This window comes from Prevotella sp. P5-126 (genome assembly GCF_002251185.1).
Classification (GTDB): domain Bacteria; phylum Bacteroidota; class Bacteroidia; order Bacteroidales; family Bacteroidaceae; genus Prevotella.
In genome coordinates this window covers 12,107-32,695 of the sequence record NZ_NPIZ01000016.1, presented here as the reverse complement: position 1 = coordinate 32,695, position 20,589 = coordinate 12,107, and the positions used below count along the sequence as shown (strand labels likewise).

The 20,589-nt window shown below is 41.7% G+C and carries 30 protein-coding genes, 1 pseudogene and 1 riboswitch; of the genes and pseudogenes, 6 read left to right on the top strand and 25 right to left on the bottom strand.

All coding sequences use genetic code 11. The annotated features are described in order from the left end of the window. Positions 1 to 737 precede the first annotated feature (737 nt). Positions 738 to 2,030, top strand: coding sequence for an ATP-binding protein (locus tag CIK90_RS01865; RefSeq protein ID WP_094464201.1), 1,293 nt, complete (start codon positions 738 to 740; stop codon positions 2,028 to 2,030). A gap of 182 nt (positions 2,031 to 2,212) precedes the next feature. On the opposite strand, the gene CIK90_RS14510 is transcribed toward CIK90_RS01865, so the two are convergent. From CIK90_RS14510 to CIK90_RS01795, 15 genes are all read right to left on the bottom strand, one after another. After that, on the bottom strand, positions 2,213 to 2,344 hold the full coding sequence (locus CIK90_RS14510; RefSeq protein ID WP_256387343.1) for a hypothetical protein: 132 nt from the start codon (positions 2,342 to 2,344) through the stop codon (positions 2,213 to 2,215). A 21-nt stretch (positions 2,345 to 2,365) separates the two neighbouring features. Beyond that, positions 2,366 to 3,181, bottom strand: a complete 816-nt coding sequence (locus tag CIK90_RS01860; protein ID WP_094464200.1) for a carboxymuconolactone decarboxylase family protein — start codon at positions 3,179 to 3,181, stop codon at positions 2,366 to 2,368. A gap of 25 nt (positions 3,182 to 3,206) precedes the next feature. Then, entirely contained in the window at positions 3,207 to 3,743 is a 537-nt protein-coding gene (locus CIK90_RS01855; RefSeq protein WP_094464199.1) for a flavodoxin family protein, read from the bottom strand. A gap of 82 nt (positions 3,744 to 3,825) precedes the next feature. Beyond that, the gene (locus CIK90_RS01850; protein ID WP_094464198.1) at positions 3,826 to 4,716 is read right to left on the bottom strand and encodes an AraC family transcriptional regulator; all 891 of its coding nucleotides are present in this window, start codon (positions 4,714 to 4,716) and stop codon (positions 3,826 to 3,828) included. Between the two features lie 91 nt (positions 4,717 to 4,807). Beyond that, complete coding sequence (locus CIK90_RS01845; protein ID WP_094464197.1) at positions 4,808 to 5,323, bottom strand: pyridoxamine 5'-phosphate oxidase family protein; 516 nt, start codon at positions 5,321 to 5,323, stop codon at positions 4,808 to 4,810. Continuing rightward, positions 5,295 to 5,429, bottom strand: a complete 135-nt coding sequence (locus CIK90_RS14505) for a hypothetical protein (RefSeq protein ID WP_256387342.1) — start codon at positions 5,427 to 5,429, stop codon at positions 5,295 to 5,297. The genes CIK90_RS01845 and CIK90_RS14505 overlap by 29 nt, the downstream gene beginning before the upstream one ends. Before the next feature lie 63 nt (positions 5,430 to 5,492). Further along, entirely contained in the window at positions 5,493 to 6,323 is an 831-nt protein-coding gene (locus tag CIK90_RS01835; protein WP_094464196.1) for a nucleotidyl transferase AbiEii/AbiGii toxin family protein, read from the bottom strand. Beyond that, the gene (locus CIK90_RS01830) at positions 6,320 to 6,946 is read right to left on the bottom strand and encodes a hypothetical protein (protein ID WP_094440158.1); all 627 of its coding nucleotides are present in this window, start codon (positions 6,944 to 6,946) and stop codon (positions 6,320 to 6,322) included. Before CIK90_RS01830 ends, CIK90_RS01835 begins: the two co-directional genes overlap by 4 nt. A gap of 175 nt (positions 6,947 to 7,121) precedes the next feature. After that, on the bottom strand, positions 7,122 to 7,325 hold the full coding sequence (locus tag CIK90_RS01825; protein WP_094446228.1) for a hypothetical protein: 204 nt from the start codon (positions 7,323 to 7,325) through the stop codon (positions 7,122 to 7,124). Between the two features lie 29 nt (positions 7,326 to 7,354). Continuing rightward, entirely contained in the window at positions 7,355 to 7,633 is a 279-nt protein-coding gene (locus CIK90_RS01820) for a DUF1294 domain-containing protein (RefSeq protein ID WP_094464195.1), read from the bottom strand. Between the two features lie 24 nt (positions 7,634 to 7,657). Then, a complete protein-coding gene (locus tag CIK90_RS01815) occupies positions 7,658 to 8,035 on the bottom strand; it encodes a YccF domain-containing protein (protein ID WP_094391580.1) in 378 nt (125 codons plus the stop codon). A gap of 4 nt (positions 8,036 to 8,039) precedes the next feature. Further along, on the bottom strand, positions 8,040 to 8,675 hold the full coding sequence (locus CIK90_RS01810; protein ID WP_158216012.1) for an HAD-IA family hydrolase: 636 nt from the start codon (positions 8,673 to 8,675) through the stop codon (positions 8,040 to 8,042). A gap of 16 nt (positions 8,676 to 8,691) precedes the next feature. Further along, positions 8,692 to 8,988 (bottom strand): nitrous oxide-stimulated promoter family protein, encoded by a 297-nt coding sequence (locus tag CIK90_RS01805; protein WP_094391578.1) that lies wholly within the window; start codon positions 8,986 to 8,988, stop codon positions 8,692 to 8,694. A gap of 4 nt (positions 8,989 to 8,992) precedes the next feature. After that, positions 8,993 to 9,292, bottom strand: coding sequence for a thioredoxin (trxA, locus tag CIK90_RS01800; protein ID WP_022121765.1), 300 nt, complete (start codon positions 9,290 to 9,292; stop codon positions 8,993 to 8,995). 27 nt (positions 9,293 to 9,319) lie between these two features. Beyond that, complete coding sequence (locus CIK90_RS01795; protein WP_094391577.1) at positions 9,320 to 9,922, bottom strand: YqiA/YcfP family alpha/beta fold hydrolase; 603 nt, start codon at positions 9,920 to 9,922, stop codon at positions 9,320 to 9,322. A gap of 177 nt (positions 9,923 to 10,099) precedes the next feature. Here CIK90_RS01795 and CIK90_RS14610 point away from each other — a divergent pair, with 177 nt between their 5' ends. The 4 genes and pseudogenes from CIK90_RS14610 (at position 10,100) to CIK90_RS01780 (ending at position 12,785) form a co-directional block, all read left to right on the top strand. Further along, complete coding sequence (locus CIK90_RS14610) at positions 10,100 to 10,393, top strand: hypothetical protein (RefSeq protein ID WP_371591491.1); 294 nt, start codon at positions 10,100 to 10,102, stop codon at positions 10,391 to 10,393. Position 10,394: 1 nt separating this feature from the next. Continuing rightward, a pseudogene (locus CIK90_RS14605) lies at positions 10,395 to 10,667 on the top strand (transposase); the annotation flags it as partial. A gap of 557 nt (positions 10,668 to 11,224) precedes the next feature. After that, positions 11,225 to 11,375, top strand: a riboswitch (SAM-I-IV-variant riboswitch). Further along, positions 11,374 to 11,628, top strand: a complete 255-nt coding sequence (locus tag CIK90_RS01785; RefSeq protein WP_094464193.1) for a hypothetical protein — start codon at positions 11,374 to 11,376, stop codon at positions 11,626 to 11,628. (Overlaps the previous riboswitch by 2 nt.) A 269-nt stretch (positions 11,629 to 11,897) precedes the next feature. Beyond that, positions 11,898 to 12,785 (top strand): agmatine deiminase family protein, encoded by an 888-nt coding sequence (locus CIK90_RS01780; RefSeq protein ID WP_094464192.1) that lies wholly within the window; start codon positions 11,898 to 11,900, stop codon positions 12,783 to 12,785. 51 nt (positions 12,786 to 12,836) lie between these two features. On the opposite strand, the gene CIK90_RS01775 is transcribed toward CIK90_RS01780, so the two are convergent. The 5 genes from CIK90_RS01775 to CIK90_RS01755 form a co-directional block, all read right to left on the bottom strand. Beyond that, positions 12,837 to 13,541, bottom strand: a complete 705-nt coding sequence (locus CIK90_RS01775; protein ID WP_094464191.1) for a hypothetical protein — start codon at positions 13,539 to 13,541, stop codon at positions 12,837 to 12,839. Between the two features lie 5 nt (positions 13,542 to 13,546). Then, positions 13,547 to 14,119 (bottom strand): metallophosphatase domain-containing protein, encoded by a 573-nt coding sequence (locus CIK90_RS01770; protein ID WP_094464190.1) that lies wholly within the window; start codon positions 14,117 to 14,119, stop codon positions 13,547 to 13,549. Continuing rightward, positions 14,120 to 14,494 (bottom strand): hypothetical protein, encoded by a 375-nt coding sequence (locus CIK90_RS01765; protein ID WP_144007194.1) that lies wholly within the window; start codon positions 14,492 to 14,494, stop codon positions 14,120 to 14,122. Positions 14,495 to 14,863: 369 nt separating this feature from the next. Then, a complete protein-coding gene (locus CIK90_RS01760; protein ID WP_094464188.1) occupies positions 14,864 to 15,055 on the bottom strand; it encodes a hypothetical protein in 192 nt (63 codons plus the stop codon). A 39-nt stretch (positions 15,056 to 15,094) separates the two neighbouring features. Beyond that, positions 15,095 to 16,054, bottom strand: a complete 960-nt coding sequence (locus CIK90_RS01755; protein WP_094464187.1) for a hypothetical protein — start codon at positions 16,052 to 16,054, stop codon at positions 15,095 to 15,097. Positions 16,055 to 16,203: 149 nt separating this feature from the next. Between CIK90_RS01755 and CIK90_RS01750 the strand changes: the two genes are divergently transcribed. Next, the gene (locus CIK90_RS01750) at positions 16,204 to 17,493 is read left to right on the top strand and encodes an IS1380 family transposase (protein ID WP_094464186.1); all 1,290 of its coding nucleotides are present in this window, start codon (positions 16,204 to 16,206) and stop codon (positions 17,491 to 17,493) included. 161 nt (positions 17,494 to 17,654) lie between these two features. On the opposite strand, the gene CIK90_RS01745 is transcribed toward CIK90_RS01750, so the two are convergent. Genes CIK90_RS01745 through CIK90_RS01725 form a run of 5 tightly spaced genes read right to left on the bottom strand, consistent with a single transcriptional unit; the run spans position 17,655 to position 20,452 of the window. Further along, positions 17,655 to 18,914: an MBL fold metallo-hydrolase RNA specificity domain-containing protein gene (locus CIK90_RS01745; RefSeq protein ID WP_094464185.1), complete on the bottom strand. Its 1,260-nt coding sequence runs from the start codon at positions 18,912 to 18,914 to the stop codon at positions 17,655 to 17,657. Continuing rightward, a complete protein-coding gene (locus tag CIK90_RS01740) occupies positions 18,911 to 19,540 on the bottom strand; it encodes a hypothetical protein (protein WP_144007193.1) in 630 nt (209 codons plus the stop codon). Before CIK90_RS01740 ends, CIK90_RS01745 begins: the two co-directional genes overlap by 4 nt. Then, the gene (locus tag CIK90_RS01735) at positions 19,503 to 19,742 is read right to left on the bottom strand and encodes a hypothetical protein (protein WP_144007192.1); all 240 of its coding nucleotides are present in this window, start codon (positions 19,740 to 19,742) and stop codon (positions 19,503 to 19,505) included. The genes CIK90_RS01740 and CIK90_RS01735 overlap by 38 nt, the downstream gene beginning before the upstream one ends. A 24-nt stretch (positions 19,743 to 19,766) precedes the next feature. Beyond that, positions 19,767 to 20,078: a hypothetical protein gene (locus tag CIK90_RS01730; RefSeq protein WP_094464183.1), complete on the bottom strand. Its 312-nt coding sequence runs from the start codon at positions 20,076 to 20,078 to the stop codon at positions 19,767 to 19,769. Positions 20,079 to 20,089: 11 nt separating this feature from the next. Beyond that, positions 20,090 to 20,452 (bottom strand): sigma-70 family RNA polymerase sigma factor, encoded by a 363-nt coding sequence (locus CIK90_RS01725; RefSeq protein ID WP_094464182.1) that lies wholly within the window; start codon positions 20,450 to 20,452, stop codon positions 20,090 to 20,092. Between the last annotated feature and the right edge of the window lie 137 nt (positions 20,453 to 20,589).

The following is a 20,589-nucleotide window of genomic DNA, read 5'->3' as shown; positions in this document are numbered from 1 at the left end:
GGGGGTGTGATGTTGTACATTTGTAAGTACCAAAATGATGGCGTCGTAAACAAAAAGGCGCTTTAGCAAAAAACCATATATCATACAACTAAAAATCATTCATTTATGTTTACATGTACTATTCCAAATACCTCCAACTGGTTGCAACATAAGGAGCATGATTGCTCGATTGCCACCCGACCGGTTATCGTTCGGTTATCGTTCGGTTCTCGTTCACTTCTCGTTAGGTCCTCGTTCGTCTCTCGTTCGTCTCTCGTTCGTTATTCGTTAGTCTATCGAAGACCGAACGAGGACCGAACGAGGAATAAGCGAAAAACGAACGAAAGAGCAGCGAACGTCGAACGAGATAATAGCGAGAAACTATCGAAGACTTGACGGGAAACTGTCTAACCTGATGGGAAGGGCAGTTTGTAATTCCGATGAGTGAGCTCTGTGGGCTCTGTGTGCTCCGTGGATCCATGATTTTGATTTCTGGCTTCCCTCCGATTGGGAATGGTACTTGTTGTTACTTTTGTCCTTAACATGATGCAGACAGAGACAGAAGACTATAAGGTAGAGGTAATATCTATCAGGATATGACCACTGGAAATACACTTTTAAGGACGACTTTTTGTGGTTTTCTACACTTTTAAGGACGACTTTTTGTGGTTTTATACATTTTTAAGGACGACTTTTGGCGTGGTTTGAAATAAAAAATGTATCTTTGCATTCAGAAATCATCAAGCAATCAGATAGTTATGAAGAGAAAAGCCATCGACTACCTATATCAATGGAAAGCAAGTAATGACCGAAAGCCATTGGTCATGCTTGGAGCCCGCCAGGTTGGCAAAACCTGGCTGATGCAAGAATTTGCCAAAGAGGCCTATAACCATAGTGCGTATGTGAACTTCGAAGACAATGAAATGCTCCGGGAAGTTTTTGCGCATGACTTTGATATTTCCCGCATTATTAATAGCATACAATGGAGTACAGGAGTTTCTATTGATGAGAATACGCTTATTATCCTTGATGAGATACAAGAAGCGCCCAGGGGCATCACCGCGTTAAAGTATTTTGCAGAAAAAGCACCTCAATATCATGTCGTAGCTGCAGGTTCATTGCTCGGAATTGCGATGCATCAGAATGACTCTTTTCCTGTAGGTAAGGTAGATTTTATGCATTTATACCCCCTTACATTCTTTGAATTTTTGGATGCAATCGGTGAAAGTAGGATGGTGGAACTGCTCATGAAAAAGGATTGGAATATGATAACCATGTTCCGGAATAAATTCGAGGAATGTCTGCGACAGTATTATCTGGTAGGGGGAATGCCGGCTGTAGTCCAGTCTTTTGTCTGTGAGGGGAATCTGTCTAAAGTCAGAAACATTCAAAAAGGAATCCTTGAAGCGTATGAGCGTGATTTTTCCAAACATGCACCGGCTATAGAAGTTCCACGTATCCGAATGGTATGGAAATCCATTCCATCCCAGCTCGCCAAGGAAAACAAGAAATTTATCTATGGTGCTGTGAAGAAAGGGGCCAGAGCAAAGGATTTTGAGCTCGCCATCGAATGGCTGAAAGATGCAGGGTTAATCTATAAGGTGAACCGCTGCAAGAAGGCTCTGTTGCCTTTGGCTGCATATGAAGATTTCTCTGCTTTTAAGTTATTTCTGTCTGATGTGGGACTGATGGGAGCCATGAGCAATATTCCTATCCAAAGCTTGTTGGAAGGAAATGTGTTGTTTTCTGATTTTAAAGGGGCGCTGACAGAACAGTATGTCCTGCAGCAGCTTAAGGAGAAAGCTTCTTTGTCAATCTATTATTGGTCGGCAGATAATTCACGTGGTGAAATTGATTTCCTGGTGCAGGATGAGGAAAGAATCATTCCGATAGAAGTAAAGGCTGAGGAAAATTTACAAGCTAAGAGTCTGAGGGTGTTTGTGGAACGTAATCATGGATTAAAAGGTGTGCGCCTATCTATGTCACCTTATAGAGAGCAGGATTGGCTTGCCAATTATCCTTTATATTCTGTATCTGCAATAATCGAATAATTAGTGGACCCTATTTATAAGATAGAGGGGCATTGAGGGACAACTTGGGACATCTTGAATAACCGGAAATCCTTAATGACCTTAATGATCGGAAGTTAGCATCATGTGGAACTCAGTGGTGTGCATGTTGCTGATTACATCACGGCTGATGATTACATCGCTCTGCAACAGCCAGCGCAAGGCTACCTGTGCGGCAGTCTTGCCATATTTCTCGCCAATATGGGTGAGGGTAGGGTTGGATCAGGTTCCACCTGATAAACACCATAACCCAATTGTGGCATTTCCACGCCATTGCTTAACTTTATCTTCTTCATAATTGTAAAATCATATAGTTGCTATTTTATCTTGTTATATTCCTCATCGCTTACAGCCTCCTGCCATTCGTTGGATGTGTTTTCGCCAGGTATTTCAAAGGCGAGGTGGGCAAACCAGCTGTCTTTTGCGGCACCATGCCAATGCTTCACGTTGGCAGGAATATGGATGACTGTGCCGGGGAGGATTTCCTGCGCAGGCTTGCCTTCTTCCTGATACCAGCCACGTCCGGCTACGCCTACCAGCATCTGTCCGCCACCCTTTGTGGCGTGGTGCGTGTGCCAGTTGTTACGGCAACCAGGCTCAAAGGTAACATTGAAGAAAGGTATCTGACTGTCGGATATTTGTGCCAGATAACTGTTGCCTTTGAAGTATTTGGCGTAAGCGGTGTTGGGTTCGCCAACAGGGAATATCATCTCACGCTGGAATGCAGCCTTGGCATCTTCTCCTTTCACGTCCTCGTTCCATACCTCCTTTGCCAGATTGAAGGCAGCCCAGGCCTTTGGCCAGCCGGCGTAGAAGGCGATGTGAGTAATAATCTCTGCCGCTTCCGTGCGGGTAATTCCGTTATTCTTTGCCGACTGCAAGTGATATTTCAGCGAGTTGTCGGTGATTCCTTGGCTGATGAGCGAAGTGATTGTTACCAAACTGCGGTCGCGCAATGAAAGCAGGTCATTGCGGCTCCATACTTCTCCGAAGAGGATTTCGTCGTTGAGGTGGGCGAACTCCGGGGCAAACTCACCCAGCTGGGTGCGCCCTGCTGTCTGTACTATTTTCTGTTGTGCCATTATATTAAATGAAATAGTCGTTAATATGATGAATGTTGCAAAAGCTTTCATAAAAGCCCTCCTTAATAGTTATTCCTTAAACAGATTTTCCTAACTCGTATGCTTCCTGCAATTTCTGGTTGCCTTCAATGGTGCGTGGCTCGTCAACACCTCCGCAGAACAGCGTGCCAGCAAGATGGCTCTTAGGGTAACAGTCAATCCATCCAGTCAATCCAGCTTCAGCACGTTTCGGTACTTCTGGTTCATCTTCGGCAGCAGTAGTGAGCATGTAAACATCTCGGAATTTGTAGTCGAGCGAGTACAAAGCATTCATGCGGTCGATGAGCGTCTTCATCTGTCCGCTCATCTCATAATAATATATAGGTGTTGCCCAGCAAATCACATCGGCATTCAGCACCTTCTGCATGATGTCGTTCACATCATCTTTGATGACACACTTGCCCAACTTCTGACATGCCAGACAGCCTTTGCAAAACTTGATGTCTTTTCCTGCAAGCGAAATCTTTTCCACTTCATGACCTGCAGCCTTGGCACCTTCGATAAACTGATCTGCGAGCATGTCGCTATTTGAACCAGTACGCAGACTGGTAGAGATTACGATTATTTTCTTCATTGTATCATTTTTTTTAATTCTTCTTCAGGAACATCTTCAATGTATTAAAAATAACAGTTATTCTATACATACATCATTATATCTACGCTGTTTTACGATACTCGCTTGGAGTCTTGCCCGTCTGCGCCTTGAAAAAGCGGACGAAGTGCTGAGAATATTCAAAGCCGAGGTGCTGGCTGATTTGTGTAATGCTGAGGGTTTCATCAACAAGTAGTTGGCGGGCTGCAGAAAGCAGTCGGTCGTTAATCAGACTCTTTGCAGTTCTGCCTGTCTCGGTCTTGACTAATTCTCCGAAATATTTAGGCGAATAGCAGCATTTGTCGGCAAAGTAAGCTACGGTAGGCAGACCTTCACGCATCGCTTCACGGGCAATGTATTCATCGAGCAGAGAGATGAATTTCTTGACCACCGAATGATTTATTTCCTCGCGTGTGATAAACTGTCGGTCGTAGAAGCGCAGACAATAGTTCAGCAACAACTCGATGTTGGAAACGATGAGTTCGCGCGAATGCTTATCTATAGGATGCTGCAGTTCCTGCTTAATCATTGAGAGCACATCACGGAAGATGTTTACCTCGGCAGTGGATAAGTGTAATGCTTCGTTGCTTGTATAGTCGAAAAACTCGTATCGGGAGATGTTTTTGCCAAGCTGGGTGCGGTTGAGCAGGTCGGGATGGAAAGCCAATACCGTATATTTGGCAAACGGAACACCTGGAATGGGTTCTACCTTAATCGACTGTCCTGGAGCAAACGAGGTGACGGTCATCTCGTCAAAATCATATTCTGTTCTTCCGTATGACAATTTGCAGCCCTTGTTTTCCTTCAGAAAGAGGGCATAAAGTCCGTAGTGATGCACAGCCTCCTGTATAGGAGAGGCATTCTCTACACGCACAACGCTTACCAAGGGATGAAGTGTTTTCACCCCTATGAAGTCGTTAAACTCCTGTATGGTATTAAAGAATAATTCCTTCATAATCCTATGCTTTTAAATTTCTGCAAAGATACGCACATTCTCCTAAAGAGCTTATACCTGGTTTTCGGAAGATATTACCATTATCGGAGATTTATTCCATTCTTCCATATTTCATTTCCACGCCTTCCTTATCATATTGCTTGCGCTTGCCGGTTGGTGGCTCAGTAAGCGTGATGCGAACAACAGACGTGCGCGATAAGGAACGGGCGATGCTCTGGTCGAAAGCATCCATGTGTTGAGGAAGGAAACGTTCACAGATCAGTCGGAGGCCATGAATCTTCTCTGCATCCTCTGTCACGATTTCTGCCTTGCCGAATGCAATGGCTGATTTGAATTGCAGGGTGAAACTGCCGTCCTTCGGACCAACCGTAGGCACACAACGGGTTACGGCTGAAAGGCAGACCTCAGGATGAGCCTTGATTGCCTCCAGCTTCTTGCCTTCCAAGGCACCATGAAAATACCAGTTCACATCATCATCAGATGCGAGTGACAGGGGTAAACCATAAGGCTTGCCGTCTTCGTCAATAAAACTGACAGTTATATACGGAGCCTTGTGCATTACTTCCAATGCCCACCCACTATCCATTGCTCTTGATTTCTTTCTCATTTTTTAATCCTTTGTACTTAAACACTTTAACCATATCCTTGTTGCCACCCACGAGCTGGCTGCATTTATTCAACATACCAGTATCGACGAAACCGCATTTCTCCATGACCTTTCCTGATGCAGGATTTCCGGTGAAATGATCTGCCCAGATGTTATCGAAATGCTTCTTTCATTCAAATCTGATCATTTTTGCAAGTTCCATAAAATAGTCATTCGACCAAATATCCAACTCTTTGGGAATCCTGACAAAAGGCAACACGTCTGCCTTTATTTGATTCATGTCTGCCGTGGTAAGTCTTTCATTCAGTTTTTGAAGGAACGTCTCCTTGTCAAGCTCTTCGTGATTGAACTGTAAGGCTCTTTCGCACAAGTGAGTAAAGTCAAGAGGAACATTGTGGCGAACATACCATTCGAAGTCATACCAATCACGTCCCTTGACTCTGTTCTTCCAGGCACGATACACCAGTGCATGCATCTTTCCTGCAAAGAGGGCTGGCAAAGTGAAACATCGTGTCATGAAAGATTGGGGGAGCAGAAGCAACTTCTGTTCTGTTTGGAATTTCAAAGGAGGTTGAGTATCAACTTCAATCTTGATCTTAACAGATTTCTCAGTTTGGAATGTAATATCATATACATCTGTGTTGTCTTTCAGAAAGGCAGACTCCACTTTGCCAAAGTTCTTTTTGTCCTTCTTTCTGATCTCAACCTCTCTACCCACCATAGCGAATTGGTCAATGATGGGCTGAAAATAATATGTAAAATCAAAGTTTTCATTCGGAGCAAGCAGGGAAAAATCCATATCCTCAGAGAAACGCTGCAATCCATGGAATATACGCAGACATGTTCCACCATAGAAAGCTGCCTCGTTGAAAAAGCCACCATTGTAAAGACCAGAAAGAATAATCTGCTGGTTGACCTCAAAGATAGCATTGCGCTTTTGCAGTTCGGTCGTTATGTCATAGCTCGAAAGCATTTGATAGAATATCTCGTTTGTATTCATTTCCTTAAATATTTAATTAGAGTTTCTATGGATTTAGACTTTTTTCCAACCTGAGCATATCGCTCAAATATACTTATGTCCATATTTCTGAAATCATCTATTTCCATTCGGATGTCCTCCTCCAAATAGTTCTCTACATCCTTCAGGTAACGTAAATTAACCTTCGGAGAATTTGCGATTAAGTCACAGAGAGCTTTTTCTGGTGTTGCCATCAGAAAGGCGTAACTCTGCATATTGATGCTTGTAATCCCTATTGAAAAGGCTTCTCTTGACATGTTCTTATACTCAAAACGCCCGACAGGAGTATCAAAACTACGGGAGTGCTTTAGTGTCATAGACTGAGTAGTATAAACAGCTTCTGGTATTAATCCATAATAACGTAAGGCTGTCTGCATAGACACATACGAAGGAGCATAAAGATGATTGGCTATCAGTTCTGTGGATAGAGCAACACGAGACACATTTGGGGCTACCACATAAAGCCCCTTCTTGAGTCGGATAATTTTATGAGCCGCCTCAAGACTGCGTACTTTCTGATTCCCTGCTTCAATGTTTGTAAACAATGAAGCTATAGCTGAAGTACTGACTGGTATGTTACCTATATGTTCTAAATCCATTATCATGGTGCAAAAATAGTAAAATTTGGAATAGAAAACGAACTTTTACTTGCTTTTCTGTTCTATTTTTGGCTATTTTAACAAGTTGCTTAGTTAGACCGCTAAACATTGATGCAGAAATCAGGCTACATACTCCGAGTCTGAATAGTGCTCCTGTTCCATAGCATTCTCATTGCCCACATCAGAATTGCATCTTCGGCTGAGCCTTGCCAGCGAGAATGAGAATCTTCTTAGCGTTACGATAAATATGAAGCTGTCGTGAGCGAACCACGGCTGTCAACCCCTCATCATTCTGCATGGCTTGCCAGATAGGATAATATATTCCCTCAGGTTCAAACAACTTTTTTTGAAGATGCGAACAGAGGTTTGTTGTATCAATTGTCATTGCCATAATTTTCTTCAAACTATTTGATTTCAAAGATTCATGTGGAAATACGCCATCAGCGCAATCTGTATCAGGAGAATAGCAGGAATGCCGTATTTGAATTTCTTGTACATCGTCTTATGGTGCCAGACTTTCATTCCCATCCATGCCCCAATGCTTCCTCCAAACACAGCTAGCAACAAAAGCGTGGCTTCCGGAATGCGCCACTTGGCCTTCTTAGCCTTATACTTGTCAATGCCGTACACGATGAATGTAACTGCATTGATGACAAGGAGATGGTAGGCGAGGCAACTGTGTAATGTATTCATCCTTTCAACTACTTTTTTATCTCTTTAAAATCCCAATTCTACATCCTTGCCGAATGGTGCGAGCGAAAGCCCAGCCATCTTGAAATGCTGTTTCCCCCAAGGAATGCCGATAATGGTTATACATAAGAGAATGCCGAAGAACAGATGCATGATGCAAGCCCACAATCCTCCGAAAAACAGCCAGAGTAAATTCAGCGGAATGCGAATGCAACCAGTTGGACTATTCGATTCTCTTACTGTAGAACCAAAAGGCCATAGGCAGAGCAGACCAATCTTGAATGTCTGTATCGCAAAGGGAATGCCGATGATGGTACATGCAAGAGCCAGACTTCCGGTAAAATAACCGATGGCAGCTTCGAGACCTCCGAAGAGCCACCAAAGTAAGTTTCCTATTATGCGCATAAGATTATTCTTTTATATTCTTGTTAATTTCTTGCCATTCCTGATGCTCTTCCAGATGATTGGTCTTTACCAGTACGCTCTGAAAACCAAAACGCTTGCCTGCTTCGGCATTCTCGGCACGGTCATCGAAATAGAGGGTGGTGGCAGGATTCAATTCTGTCTGCTGCGTCATCTCTTCATAGATTTCGACGGATGGCTTCTCTTTCCGCATGGCGTATGAGAGGAAGATTTCATCAAACAGCTCGTCTGTGGAATATCCAAGCTGATTCATCTGATTGACCGATTTCTGCCAAAGCGTGTCGTTGATGTTGCTGAGCAGATAGACCTTGTATCGTTTCCGAAGCTTGACCAATGCCTCCAGTCTTTCCACAGGCAGATTGCCACACAGCTCTTCAAGTACTTTTTCAATATCCTCTGTTTTGGTTCCTTTGCGGCAAAGGCTCAGCATCTCTTTCAAAGTTTCTGCTTCCGCTACCAGACCATTAATATATTGGTGCATCAGTCTCTTGATCTTGCGGACATGGATTAGTCGCATGAACGCCGTAACGCCCAGGCTCTCCATGGCTTTTACAACAGAGGCATCATCAATATTCACGATGACACCTCCATAATCAAAGACGAGTGTTTCTATCTGTTTCATGCTCATTTTCTTATTGTTACAATTCTCTTATGACATGCTTGATGGCAGCTATCGGGTGATACCAAATCATTCTCGGTCCCGCCCAGCGCATCACTTTGCACATTCGTTCTTTCATCTGAGGGCGATAGCAGTGGATGGGACACTTCTTGCAAGTTGGTTTGTTATCGCCAAACTTACAGCGTTCCAGCCTTGCAGTAGCGTACTGTAGCAACTCTTGGCACCCAGGACATAATTCATTATTGCCCTCCTTCTTCCTGCAGTACAAACGTATCATCTGCTCCACAACTCGCTGCTCTTCCTTTATTCTTTTCATCTTTTTATATTAAGAATGGATCAAGCGTAGCCAGCAGTTCGGCTTTATCTACCACACCGCTTGTGCGCCACAATACTTCTCCGTTGCGGAAGAGCATCAGTGTAGGCACGGATTGGATGCGGTATTGGCTTGCTGTTACGCCATACTTATCTACATCCACCTTGATGATTCGGATGCGGTCGCCCAACACACTCTTCACCTGCTCCAGAATGGGGTGCATCGCCTTGCAAGGTTGGCACCATGTAGCAAAGAAATCGACCAGAACAAGCTGGCCACTGTTTATTACATTATTGAATGTCTCCATAATTATTTATCTATCTCTGTGAAACGATTAAAAGTTTACTGAAAACTTCATCAACATTTTCTTGGCAAGGGGAGCGTACCAGGTCTTTACCTCCTGCTCTGTAGGCGTGTGACCGCCTGGAAAATGGAAGGTTTGGTTGTAATGCTCCAGGAAGAGAGGGGCGAAATGAGCCAGGGTGTCCTGTTCACCAAATAGTCCCCACACACGATTCTTATAATATGGGGTGCAATGGTCAAACTGTACGGCTTCCAACTCCGCAAACTCCTTAATCAACGCCTCGTCAATTACCAGCCGCTGATTGCCGTCTCTTCTCGGAGCCTTGTATTCATGCTCTCCGATTCGCTCCTTCAGAAACTCCGTCATCATGAAATACGGATTGCCAAGCAGGGCAGGGATGCCCACCACCGGAGCCAGCATCTGGGCAAGGAAAGAGCCGCAGCTGTTGCCTAGAAGTAAGTCGGGCTGTTCCCGGTCGATGATGGAGCGAATCTCCTTCAGTGCCTCCTTGGGGTGCAATGGGAGGTCGGGAGTCAGCACCACCGCTGTCCCCTCAAACGCCTCTTTCAATGCCTTCGCCATCGGACAACTGCCCGTGGCGAAGAATCCGTGTAGAAAAAGTATCTTCTTCATGTGTGCAAAGATAGTGCAAAACGAAGACAATACAAAATGAATGCAAGTTCATTTATCTGAGAGAAAATAAAATAATACCCCAGTTCGGGATAATAAATAGCTTGTAAAAAGTTGGTAGTCTCATAAATATTTTGTATCTTTATAGGTGAAAATCAATTAGTTACAAAAATATTTAATATGACTACCGATTGCAAAGTTACAGAATTATTTTGTATTATAGACGAGTTTTGCAAACATTTTGATGCAGAAAATGCAGGAAATTTGCTGGAAGACAATAGCGGAGTGAAGCGTAGACGGCGTGCAGCATCGTTGTCCGACAGTGAAATCATGACGATTCTGTTGTATTTCCATTTCGGTACATTCCGCAATTTCAAGCACTACTACCTGTTCTTTATTAAGGGTACGATGAAGTCTTATTTTCCGAAAGCTGTGTCGTACAACCGCTTTGTGGAGTTGGAAAGCCGCGTGTGACGGAATACAGCTGGTGACAGGGTTGCGCGTAAACATGAGAAACAAGCTGATGCCGTTCTATGACAGAATGATGCTGCGCAAGAGATACATTATCGAAACCATTAACGACATGCTGAAGAATACGGCACAGATTGTACATTCACGCCATAGATCTGTAAGCAACTTTATCATGAACCTTATTTCTGCCTTGGGAGCATATTGTTTCTTTGATAACAAGCCAAAGGCATTGCAAGGATACTGCATCGAAGACACGAAGCAACTTACATTGTTCTAAGGACAGAATAATCTCTTTCGATTCTTTATATATAGCCCATGTCTGATGGCATGGGAAGAGAATTCATGTATCTCTCTTAACATGCAACTAATCGCTATTTTATCCCGAATTGGGGTAGTTCTTTATGGTTAATCATTTCTGCGTGCATAAGTATTCACAGATGTTGCCATCGCAGATTACTTTTGCTGCAGAAGTGTCTGAATACATTGTAGAGCAGCTTTGCTGAGTATTCTTTCGTTATAATCGTTGCCCACACCATTGTCTAAACGGACATGAACAGTTTGCCGTAGAGATATTCTTCTGATGGTGAGGGTATCGACTATTAGAAGAATAACCCTCTGGCAAAGGTACGACAAGGAGAGTCTTTCAATCCATTGCCAGAAGGTATGAAGCAAAACTAAACACTTTGCTTGATACTTTCCGTCAGTTAGGTTTGAAGGACACTCCTTCTTTCTGGCGTACTGGCTGTTGATGCCTGTTTGGACAATTCCCGCCCTAATCTTTGACTTTTCCTATTAGAATTGATTGTCTTTCAATTATTTTTCGTACTTTTGCACTCGAAACATCAAGAGCAGTCGCTTTTAGCGAACTCGCCAACCGAGCTTTTAGGAGGTTGAGGATGAAATCCTCAACTAAGCCCAAAGGGCAGCCACGGTGGCCAAGGTACGATGTGGAAGATTAAGTTAAACTTCAAAAACATCCTAACATGGAAAAGAACATTTTATCACAATTCGCTTCACAGTTCGCTGAAGCATCTCTCACTTCACTTGTTGAATCATTCAATGCACAGGTAGGAAACCGTGGTTTCAACTCTGCTCGTGCTGCACACGATCATGCTCTCATCGATGAGCTTGTTCGTCGTGGCATTGATGTGTCTGCCATTTCTGACGGACACTCAATATCTTTTGCTCATCATGTAGCTCTTGATGAAACAGCCATGAGGTTGGTTATCCAGAACTAACATTCTTCATTTATATCTCTTAATAGCTCATATTTGCCGTCTGCTCTTGGTAAATATGGGCTTTTTGCTTTATAAATTATTGTTTGCAGTTTATTATAAATAACTAAATAACAATACACTACGTGTAAATATCTATTAAAAAAATCTTAACACGTTTTAACGAAAAATTTTCGTTTTGTTATATGAAATCCCATACCTTTGCAAACGAATTTAATAAGGCGTCTTCTCATAAATTCGACAATAAATTATAAACAATACTTTGTTAAGAAATGAACAATATTAAAAAGCCTATTATTTGTACATCACCATACTTGCATACAACAAGTTTTAGCAAGGGAGTTGCACAAGATTTGTTTGCGGTTCTTGACCGCCTTGGTATTAATCACATGGAACTGAGTAACACAAATGATTTATGGTGTCGCGACTACATGCCAGTATCATTGTTTGATGATGGTTACTATGCTACATATGAATACAAACCAGATTATTTGTGGGACAAAAAATGTAACCGCAAATATATCACAAACCAAATAGATGCATGCAAAGATCTAAACATAAAAATTCCTCTTAGAATGGGATTCATTTTTGATGGAGGAAACTATGTAAGGCTTAATGGCAACAGAAACAGTACTGTATTCATGACGGATAAGATACTGATGGAGAATTCGTATTGGCCATTACATGAGTTGATACAAAGACTTCACTTATCTCTTGCTGCAGATATTGTCCTTCTTCCATGGGATATGGATGAGTCCTATGGTCATACTGATGGAATGGTTGCTCCTTTACCAGATGGCAGACTTCTCATTAACAATTATTGCCAGACAGCAAAAGGCAAAAAGAAAGACTACTACAAACGTTTATTAAAAATGATTGATGGACACTTTCCCTTTGTGGAACTGTCATACGACTGCAAACTTGAAGAAGATTCGTGGTGTTACCTGAATTTTCTGAAAGTTCCAGGTGCTGTACTGCTTCCTTGCTTGGCAAAGGATGCAAAGTGCGACAATGACCAAGCTGCCATAGCTAAGTTTAGTGAACTCTTTCCAGATGATGAAATCATTCCAATTTATGCTAAACCTCTTATCGAACGAGGGGGAGGATTACATTGTGTAACTTGGGAGTATTTCCCGTACAACAATAGATGTATGTCTTAATACATAGTAAAAAGTAGATTGCTTGTAGTATTTCAAACAATCTACTTTTTTTTAGAGTATTACTAAACGATGATAACTCCATTGTCTTGTACACTTCTTGTATTTCTTTCCAGAATATGAGAAGTAAAGAGTTTTTTTTGAATCTTGCAGATTCTTGTAGTCTTCGTTACTTATCTCGTCCTTAACATATTTGTTATTCTCTATATGGTATGAAGCCACATTTTTGCGTTCTGTTGTAGTAACGCTATATTCGATGGCTGACTGTTCTGTTACCCAATTGATGGATATGCCATCAAATACAGATAATCCCATTAGCATGTCCTCATAGATATATGTTGAACGACATTCTGATTTGTCTTTTATCCAGGCTCCATCTTTGAGGGAATACACGTCATATTCCCTTATAAGAAAGGATGCTCGATATTCATCCTTCTTTTCGAAGGTCACATCCAAGCCAGAAACGTGAAAGTTAAATGAACCGAAGGGATAATAATCAACTTGTCCCTTATTATTGAGGTTAGTATGGTACATAATTGGATCCTCCAATCCACCTTCTACTTCTTCGTGATAATAGAACTCAATAACGGTAGGGTAGATGCGTCGGCTTCCATTAACCTCAAAATAGCCTGTGTTGAATATTCTTTTCGCTACCTCGGAGAATTGTTTTGATAATTCTTCTTGTTTCACCGATTCCAATTTAATGTCAGATACGCCATTGAAACCAGCAAGCGCTTCATATAATGTATTTTTATCCATAGTCGCTATTTTGTTATTTCAAAAATATGTGCTTTATTAATCTTACTATAACTATCATCAAGGATTGCTCCATTTGAGAATACAATGCCTTCTTGCTTTTCTGTGCCATAAGCATCGTGTGCGTGACCAAACAAATGGTATTTAGGCTTAATCTCAAACACTCTATTCCGAAGAGGTGCATTGCCCCAATGGGTTCCTGACGATTGATCAAGTATCATTATTGGCGGTTCATGTGTGACAAGTACGTCTATTCCGCTTGGAAGAAGTTCTTCCGAATGATTGTACGCCAGTCCAAAGAATTTCATGCCCTCAATATCACATCCTCGATCCTGGAGGAAATGGACGTTCTCTGGGAGGTCTTCTATGCCTTCAGCATCCCATAGACAGAGGTCATGGTTTCCTGTGACGAATATCTTGTGTTTATATGGCAGTTCTATGAACCAGTTTAAGAAGTCGAGAGTTTCTTCCTCTGTGCCTTGTTCTGTGAAGTCGCCACAATGAATGACAACATCAGCTTCAGGAAGGTTAGTCAGCTCATTATGCCTATTGTGAGTGTCGGAGATTTGTAATATTCGCATTTATTTTTCTAACACCTTGTTTGTCGTACCGTCTGAATATAGTATAATATTAATCCCCTTTTGTGGACTGTTCAGTTTATTTCCATTTACATCATAAGGAGCGACTTCTTTTCTGTTAGCCAATGACTTATCAGCTTTTACCATTTGGATGGCATTCGCTTTAGAGTCATACTCATAAATGAAATAATGGTAATAACCTGGCTCTACCTCCTTGGAGGAAATATCATACTCGACAGTACTATACGGATCACAATCTTGAATAACATTTTTAGGATACATGTAGTAAGCAGTCACAATCACATAGGTTTTATCTTTAACATCTATTGCTTGACAAAATCCACTTGATATGTAGTATGGTGGTTCTATTTTACACAAAATATTGCCATCTCAATCTACCATGTTGAATTCTGTCGTTAAAGCGGTATAATAATGACTGACACGGTTTAATTGACCAGCGATACCCGTATAGCTATCACTAAATGTTGAAACTGAGTGAGACCTTAGAAAAACCTGATCCACGTTCCTTAGATAATAAAGAGTATTTGCCTCTCCATTATAGAATTTGTTATAATTTTCAGTCCAAATGCTATAGTAATATTTTGCCGATTTTTTTGAATATTCAGTTTTCTCCCAAGCAGTGGTGGTATATTTTTCTCTGTTGCTATCATATTGGTAGCCTCTGGTCAAGTAATAATAACCCGTATTAAGTTCCTCTTGCCCAGCATTGTGGTTTTCTAACGTGTTTCACTTCTCGTCATACACATTGCTTATGCCGTTGCCATAGCCAAAGATTTTTGTCTGTCCATCGATTGATTGAAAATTATAGAATGCTCTTTCTGTCTCAGGAACTATCGTCTTAAATACCTGATCAATGATTGATTGAGCATGTGCAATCGTGGAACAAAAGAGAGCCAATAAAATAATTCTTGTCTTCATATTCGTTCTGTATTATTGTTTTATATTTCATGCAACACATTATAGGTCATAGAGTTCGCGTACTCGTTCATCCAAACTGTAGTTAATGAACAACCCTTGATATGTTAGTATGTTCTTTCCCACCTTGAAGGTTTGTGGTTGTGATTCTATTTCTTCTAATGCATCTACAAGTTGCTTGTGTATGTCTTCATAATCTCCGAAGAAGTCATTCGGCTTGTATATGTCTGGACGGAAGTCATATAATATTTCTCCAAGGTAGATGAGTTTACTCTCATCTTTGCAATTCTTCATTCCCAGGTAGTGTGAGATCATTTGTTTTATTCCTTGCCAATAACGAGCTGGCCGTTTGTTGTTGGTTTGGACCAATGTTATCTTATCACTTCCTATGTTAATATCCAAGTCTTCTATCTTACCTTGCAGCTTAGAATATATTGAATTATAATCATCCGTGTATGAGAAGGACGTATTTCCCCTCTGGTTAACATACTCTGAAAATTTGGACTCTAAATATAATGAGACAGACTTACCTTCACATGTTCCTGTGAGCTTTACGTCAATATGGGATGAATAATTCCTGCCCCTTATATTCTTTCCGATGATGTTAGACACTTCAAATTCACTCGTAGTAAATTTACAGGTTTTGCCTTCAATCTCTACAGAAAGTGGATTGTCTTTACTAACATTGTAAAAACACAGTAATGCGAGGAGTGAAGATGAGTGGAATACGTTGAGCTCTTTCCATTCCTGACCTGCACCATTTATAGCTTGGTTAAACTTTTCGTCAAAAGAACTGTTAGTGATTCCGAAGACATCCTTTATTGTCTGAAGCAAACGCTCCTTGTATTCTTCTGTTTTGGAAGGCTTCATTCCAACTTCAAAACAAAAAGAGTTTTCCGAAACCTTATTCCGGAAAGGAGTATTCACAATCCGACCTTCCTTCTTTAGTCTTTGAAACAGATCGATCTTTTCAAAATGATTTGTATAGATGATATTTGCCATATCTTACAATATCCTTAATTCCGCAACACTTTGATTTAACTTTGTTTATAAGTTCCTAAGCAACAAAAAGTTGCTCAGGATTTTGCCATGTCAGATTTTTCACTTGTCTTAGTGTTGTAATTCAAAACAAACGTAAATCGTAACAAGACATGGCAAAGGTACAAATAAAATCCGAACAACTCACACCTTTTGGAGGAATTTTTTCAATCATGGAGCAATTTGACTCCATGCTTTCACCTATTATCGACCGGACACTTGGTCAGAGATGCCGCAGTATCATCGGCTATAAGTATAGCGAGATTGTCCGTTTGCTGATGAGCGTGTACTTCTGTGGAGGCTCATGCGTGGAGGATGTAACATCGCATCTAATGCGTCATCTCTCGTATCATCCGACCTTGCGCACATGCAGCTCAGATACCATCCTCAGAGCCATCAAGGAACTGACACAGGAAAACATCTCATATACTTCCGATAAGGGCAAGACCTATGATTTCAATACGGCAGACAAGCTCAACGCCTTGCTTATAAAAGCCTTGGTTTCCACCGGTGAACTGAATGAGGTGGAATCCTATGATGTTGATTTCGACCATCAGTTCCTTGAAACAGAGAAGTATGATGCCAAACCGACATACAAGAAGTTCCTCGGTTACAGACCTGGCGTATATGTCATCGGTGAGAAGATTGTCTATATTGAGAACAGCGATGGAAACACAAATGTGCGCTTTTATCAGGCTGAGACCCACAAGAGATTCTTTGCCCTACTGGAAGCCAACTGCATCCGTGTGAATCGCTTCAGAGCCGACTGTGGTTCGTGCTCGAAGGAAATTGTCAGTGAGATAGAGAAGCATTGCACGCACTTCTACATCCGCGCCAACAGATGCAGTTCGCTCTACGATGACTTGTTTGCACTGAGGGGATGGAAGACGGAGGAAATCAACGGCATCCAGTTTGAACTCAATTCCATTCTCGTTGAGAAATGGGAAGGCAAGTGCTATCGTCTTGTCATTCAGAGACAAAAGCGCATGGATGGAGAGCTTGACTTGTGGGAAGGTGAATACACCTACAGATGCATTCTTACCAACGATTACGACTCATCAACAAGAGACATCGTCGAATTTTACAACAAGCGTGGGGGCAAAGAGCGTATATTCGATGATATGAACAACGGATTCGGCTGGAACAGGCTCCCCAAGTCGTTCATGGCAGAGAACACCGTATTCCTTCTGCTTACGGCATTGATACACAATTTCTATAAGACCATCATTAGCAAGCTTGACAACAAGGCTTTCGGGCTCAAGGAAACGAGTCGCATAAAGGCTTTCGTCTTCAGCTTCATCTCCGTACCTGCCAAGTGGATCATGACAGCAAGGCAATACGTGCTGAATATCTATACTGAAAATCGGGCTTATGTAAGACCTTTCAAAACTGGATTCGGATAAAATCCGTTCCTTATGGTTTTAATCTGCGTATTACCTCAAGTCGCATTGTGGGGGATGGGGAAGGTGTGCACAAATCGGACAAAATTCACGCTCATACTATCATGATGCATAGTGTTCAAGCTCTTTACTGCAATTGAGATTGCTTGCGGATTTGAGGAATATTATAATTCTGCATCTGCTTCCTTGTGTATGCAGATAACTTCCTTTGGTTTAACGATTTTGATGACTTTTTCGATTGTCTGGCGGTCGGCATGACCTGAGGTGTGTATATCCACTATATTGTGGAACATTTCGCGGAACTGCTTGTACTTCGGGTTGGCTTTCACCTGCTCTGGATCCTTGTAGTAACCATTCCATGATGAGTAGATGAGAAGTGTTTCTTCCTGGGGAAGCTTGTCGAGCAATCCTTTTACACGTTCCATCTGCGATGTACCTACTACCATTGTCATACCAGTCTGCTTCAGTTTCTTCAGCAGTCGATCATTGTAGAACAATGGTTCGAATGAGAACAAACCTTTTGATGCTTTTGCTTCGCGCTCTGTGTAGTATGCCATCGTCTTCTTCATAAACAAAGACCAAATGCATAGTGGTTTGGCTGCATCGATAGAAGCCTGTTTGATAGCTGCAAGTCTCTCAATGTCTGTAGCAGATGCAAGGACGAAGACGTACTTGAAGGCTTTCATCACATTCTGCATCTTGTACGATACAACATGCTCATGGATGCACTTGTCTTCACGCTTCAGCATTGTTCCTTCGGTAACAAGCACATCGATGTCTGTGGCATATCTCTTCAGTGTTGGAATCAGCCCTTTACCCATGTAACCATGCTCGCGATAGTCACCCATGTGCCAAATACGCTTGCCGTCTGCTTCGATGAGGAACATGTGGGAGTCATAGATGCTATGGCAGTTGAAGAAAGGTGTAACCTTGATGTCGCCAATGCTAATGCTTTCTGGAGCTTTGCGTGACGAAGTGCGTTGCCATACCTCAATCTTGTTGAGCAACTTACATTTGTTGTCAGCGGATATGAGTCTATTCAATGCATCGCTATACTCCTGCGAGTCACATTCATTTTCGAGGAGTTCGTTAACTTTTAGGTCTGCGCCCTCGTAAAGAACGTCGTACTTTATCTCCAGCAATCCCTTGGTTCCTTCACTCATGTACTGAGGAACATCTTCAGGAATGTATTCAAACAATCCGACATGATCCTCATGACCATGGGTGTAGAATACGGCTTCATGCTGCTTCTTGTTGTGGGCAAATATCTCCGTCACCATTGCTTCGTCCTCTTCGGGAGTAGTTGGATCGCCGTTGCCAGGCAGGTTCTGACCAAAGTCGATGAAAACTCGGGAGGTTTCCGTGGAAATCTCCGTTATACAACCTCCGATTTGGTCGAGTCCTCTATGTATTTTTATCTTCATTGATGTTTCTGTAAAAAATGAATAAAGGCACTTAGAAGTTCGTCATCAGTAGCATACTTCTCCATTCTGTTTACTATGTCTGAGAATGTTATTGAATCAAAACCGTTGTCCGAAATCTTGATAGAATCAGGAAAATCGCAATTTGGCAATATGTATATTACATTTCCCTTCGTTTGACATTCTTCCAAATGGTTCTCGGTTATGTACTCTGACAGGTATCTGTACTTCCTGCCACTGCGCCCAGCTCTTTTTTTCTTCGCAAAAGAGAAGAGGTCTTCTAGTGAAGTCTCATGCTTGAACTTGCCGTAATAGTCTATCTGGTCATCGTCAACAGAATGTGTGTCTGTCTTCAACTCAATTGCATGGACACATTTCTTTGTTATATTGAATACTAGATAATCTATATTGGTACACTCATTATTGGACTTGTTCTTTTGAAGTGGAAATTCTGGCACAAGAATCAGTTGATCCTCCTCTGCGAAAAGGTCGCTACGGCATTCCTTCAGAATGTCTTCCATATACAAGCCAAAGAAAACGTCAAGCCTTCTTTCTGCCTGATATTTCGGGAGCCCAATCCATATATCCAGATTATTGAACAACTGGGCTATTCTTTCTTTTGTCTTCATATTCATCTATTACATTTATGATGACGCTTACGTCTATGTTACACTTAAAAGCACTATCAACATCTGACTTTATATCTTGGAGTATTTCATCCATATGTCCGTCTATACTATCATAACCATAAGATTCAGTATCTTCAACTATTGATTTATAGTCTTCCAATATCCATTGGGTTTGCTGATATGTTGTATTACCTTTTGCCATCTTCCTATTCATCACTCCAGAGACTCACATCATTTCTTGTATATTGTCTGTCCATTGCTTCGTATTTTGAAGATAAGACTTTGCCTTCTCCGCAGACAACGGATATTCTGATTCTGGAATCTCCACATAATGCTCTATGTCTGTCAATATGAAATAGAAGCTGTGCTCCATTGGCCATAAGGTGAGCATTATTTCATCTTCCAATGCTTTTACGCAATCATCCGACAGATAAGGGTAAAACATGTTGCCGACCTTTCGTCTTTCCCTTTGGATTGCAAGTGCTGCTTCCCGCAATTCTTCAGGGAGTTCACCTATGCAGGTTTGTACTATGTTCATCCTTATAGTTATTATTCGTTACCGTTGTGCTCGCTTATTGCTTGCTGAATTGCTTGTCTGATGTACCAGACTGCATAGGAGATAAACTTGAACTTCCTGCTTGGATCGAACTTCTTGCTTGCTATCTTCAAACCTTCTTTGCCAGCTTCCACAAGTTCCTCCATGGAAAGACCTCTGTCCTGGTACTGCTTTGCTACACTTACCACGAAACGAAGATTAGCTTCATAAAGGCGGTTCATAGCATCTTCATCTCCTTTCTGAACACGCTTGGCAAGCTTGACTTCTTCATCGATGGTGAGGAGGGGATGCTTGGATGCGTCCTGAAGGAATGACTCTACTGACTGGCTCTTGCGGATTGTAATGTTCTTGTTCATATGATTAAAATTAGAGTTGTTCTATATTATATATACGAATGAGAATTGAAATTTCCCGCAAAATTATAGCTTAGGTCTGCAAAACCTCTGCATACCTGCGATTTTTTTTTGAAAAAATGCAGTTTTAGCCAGTAATT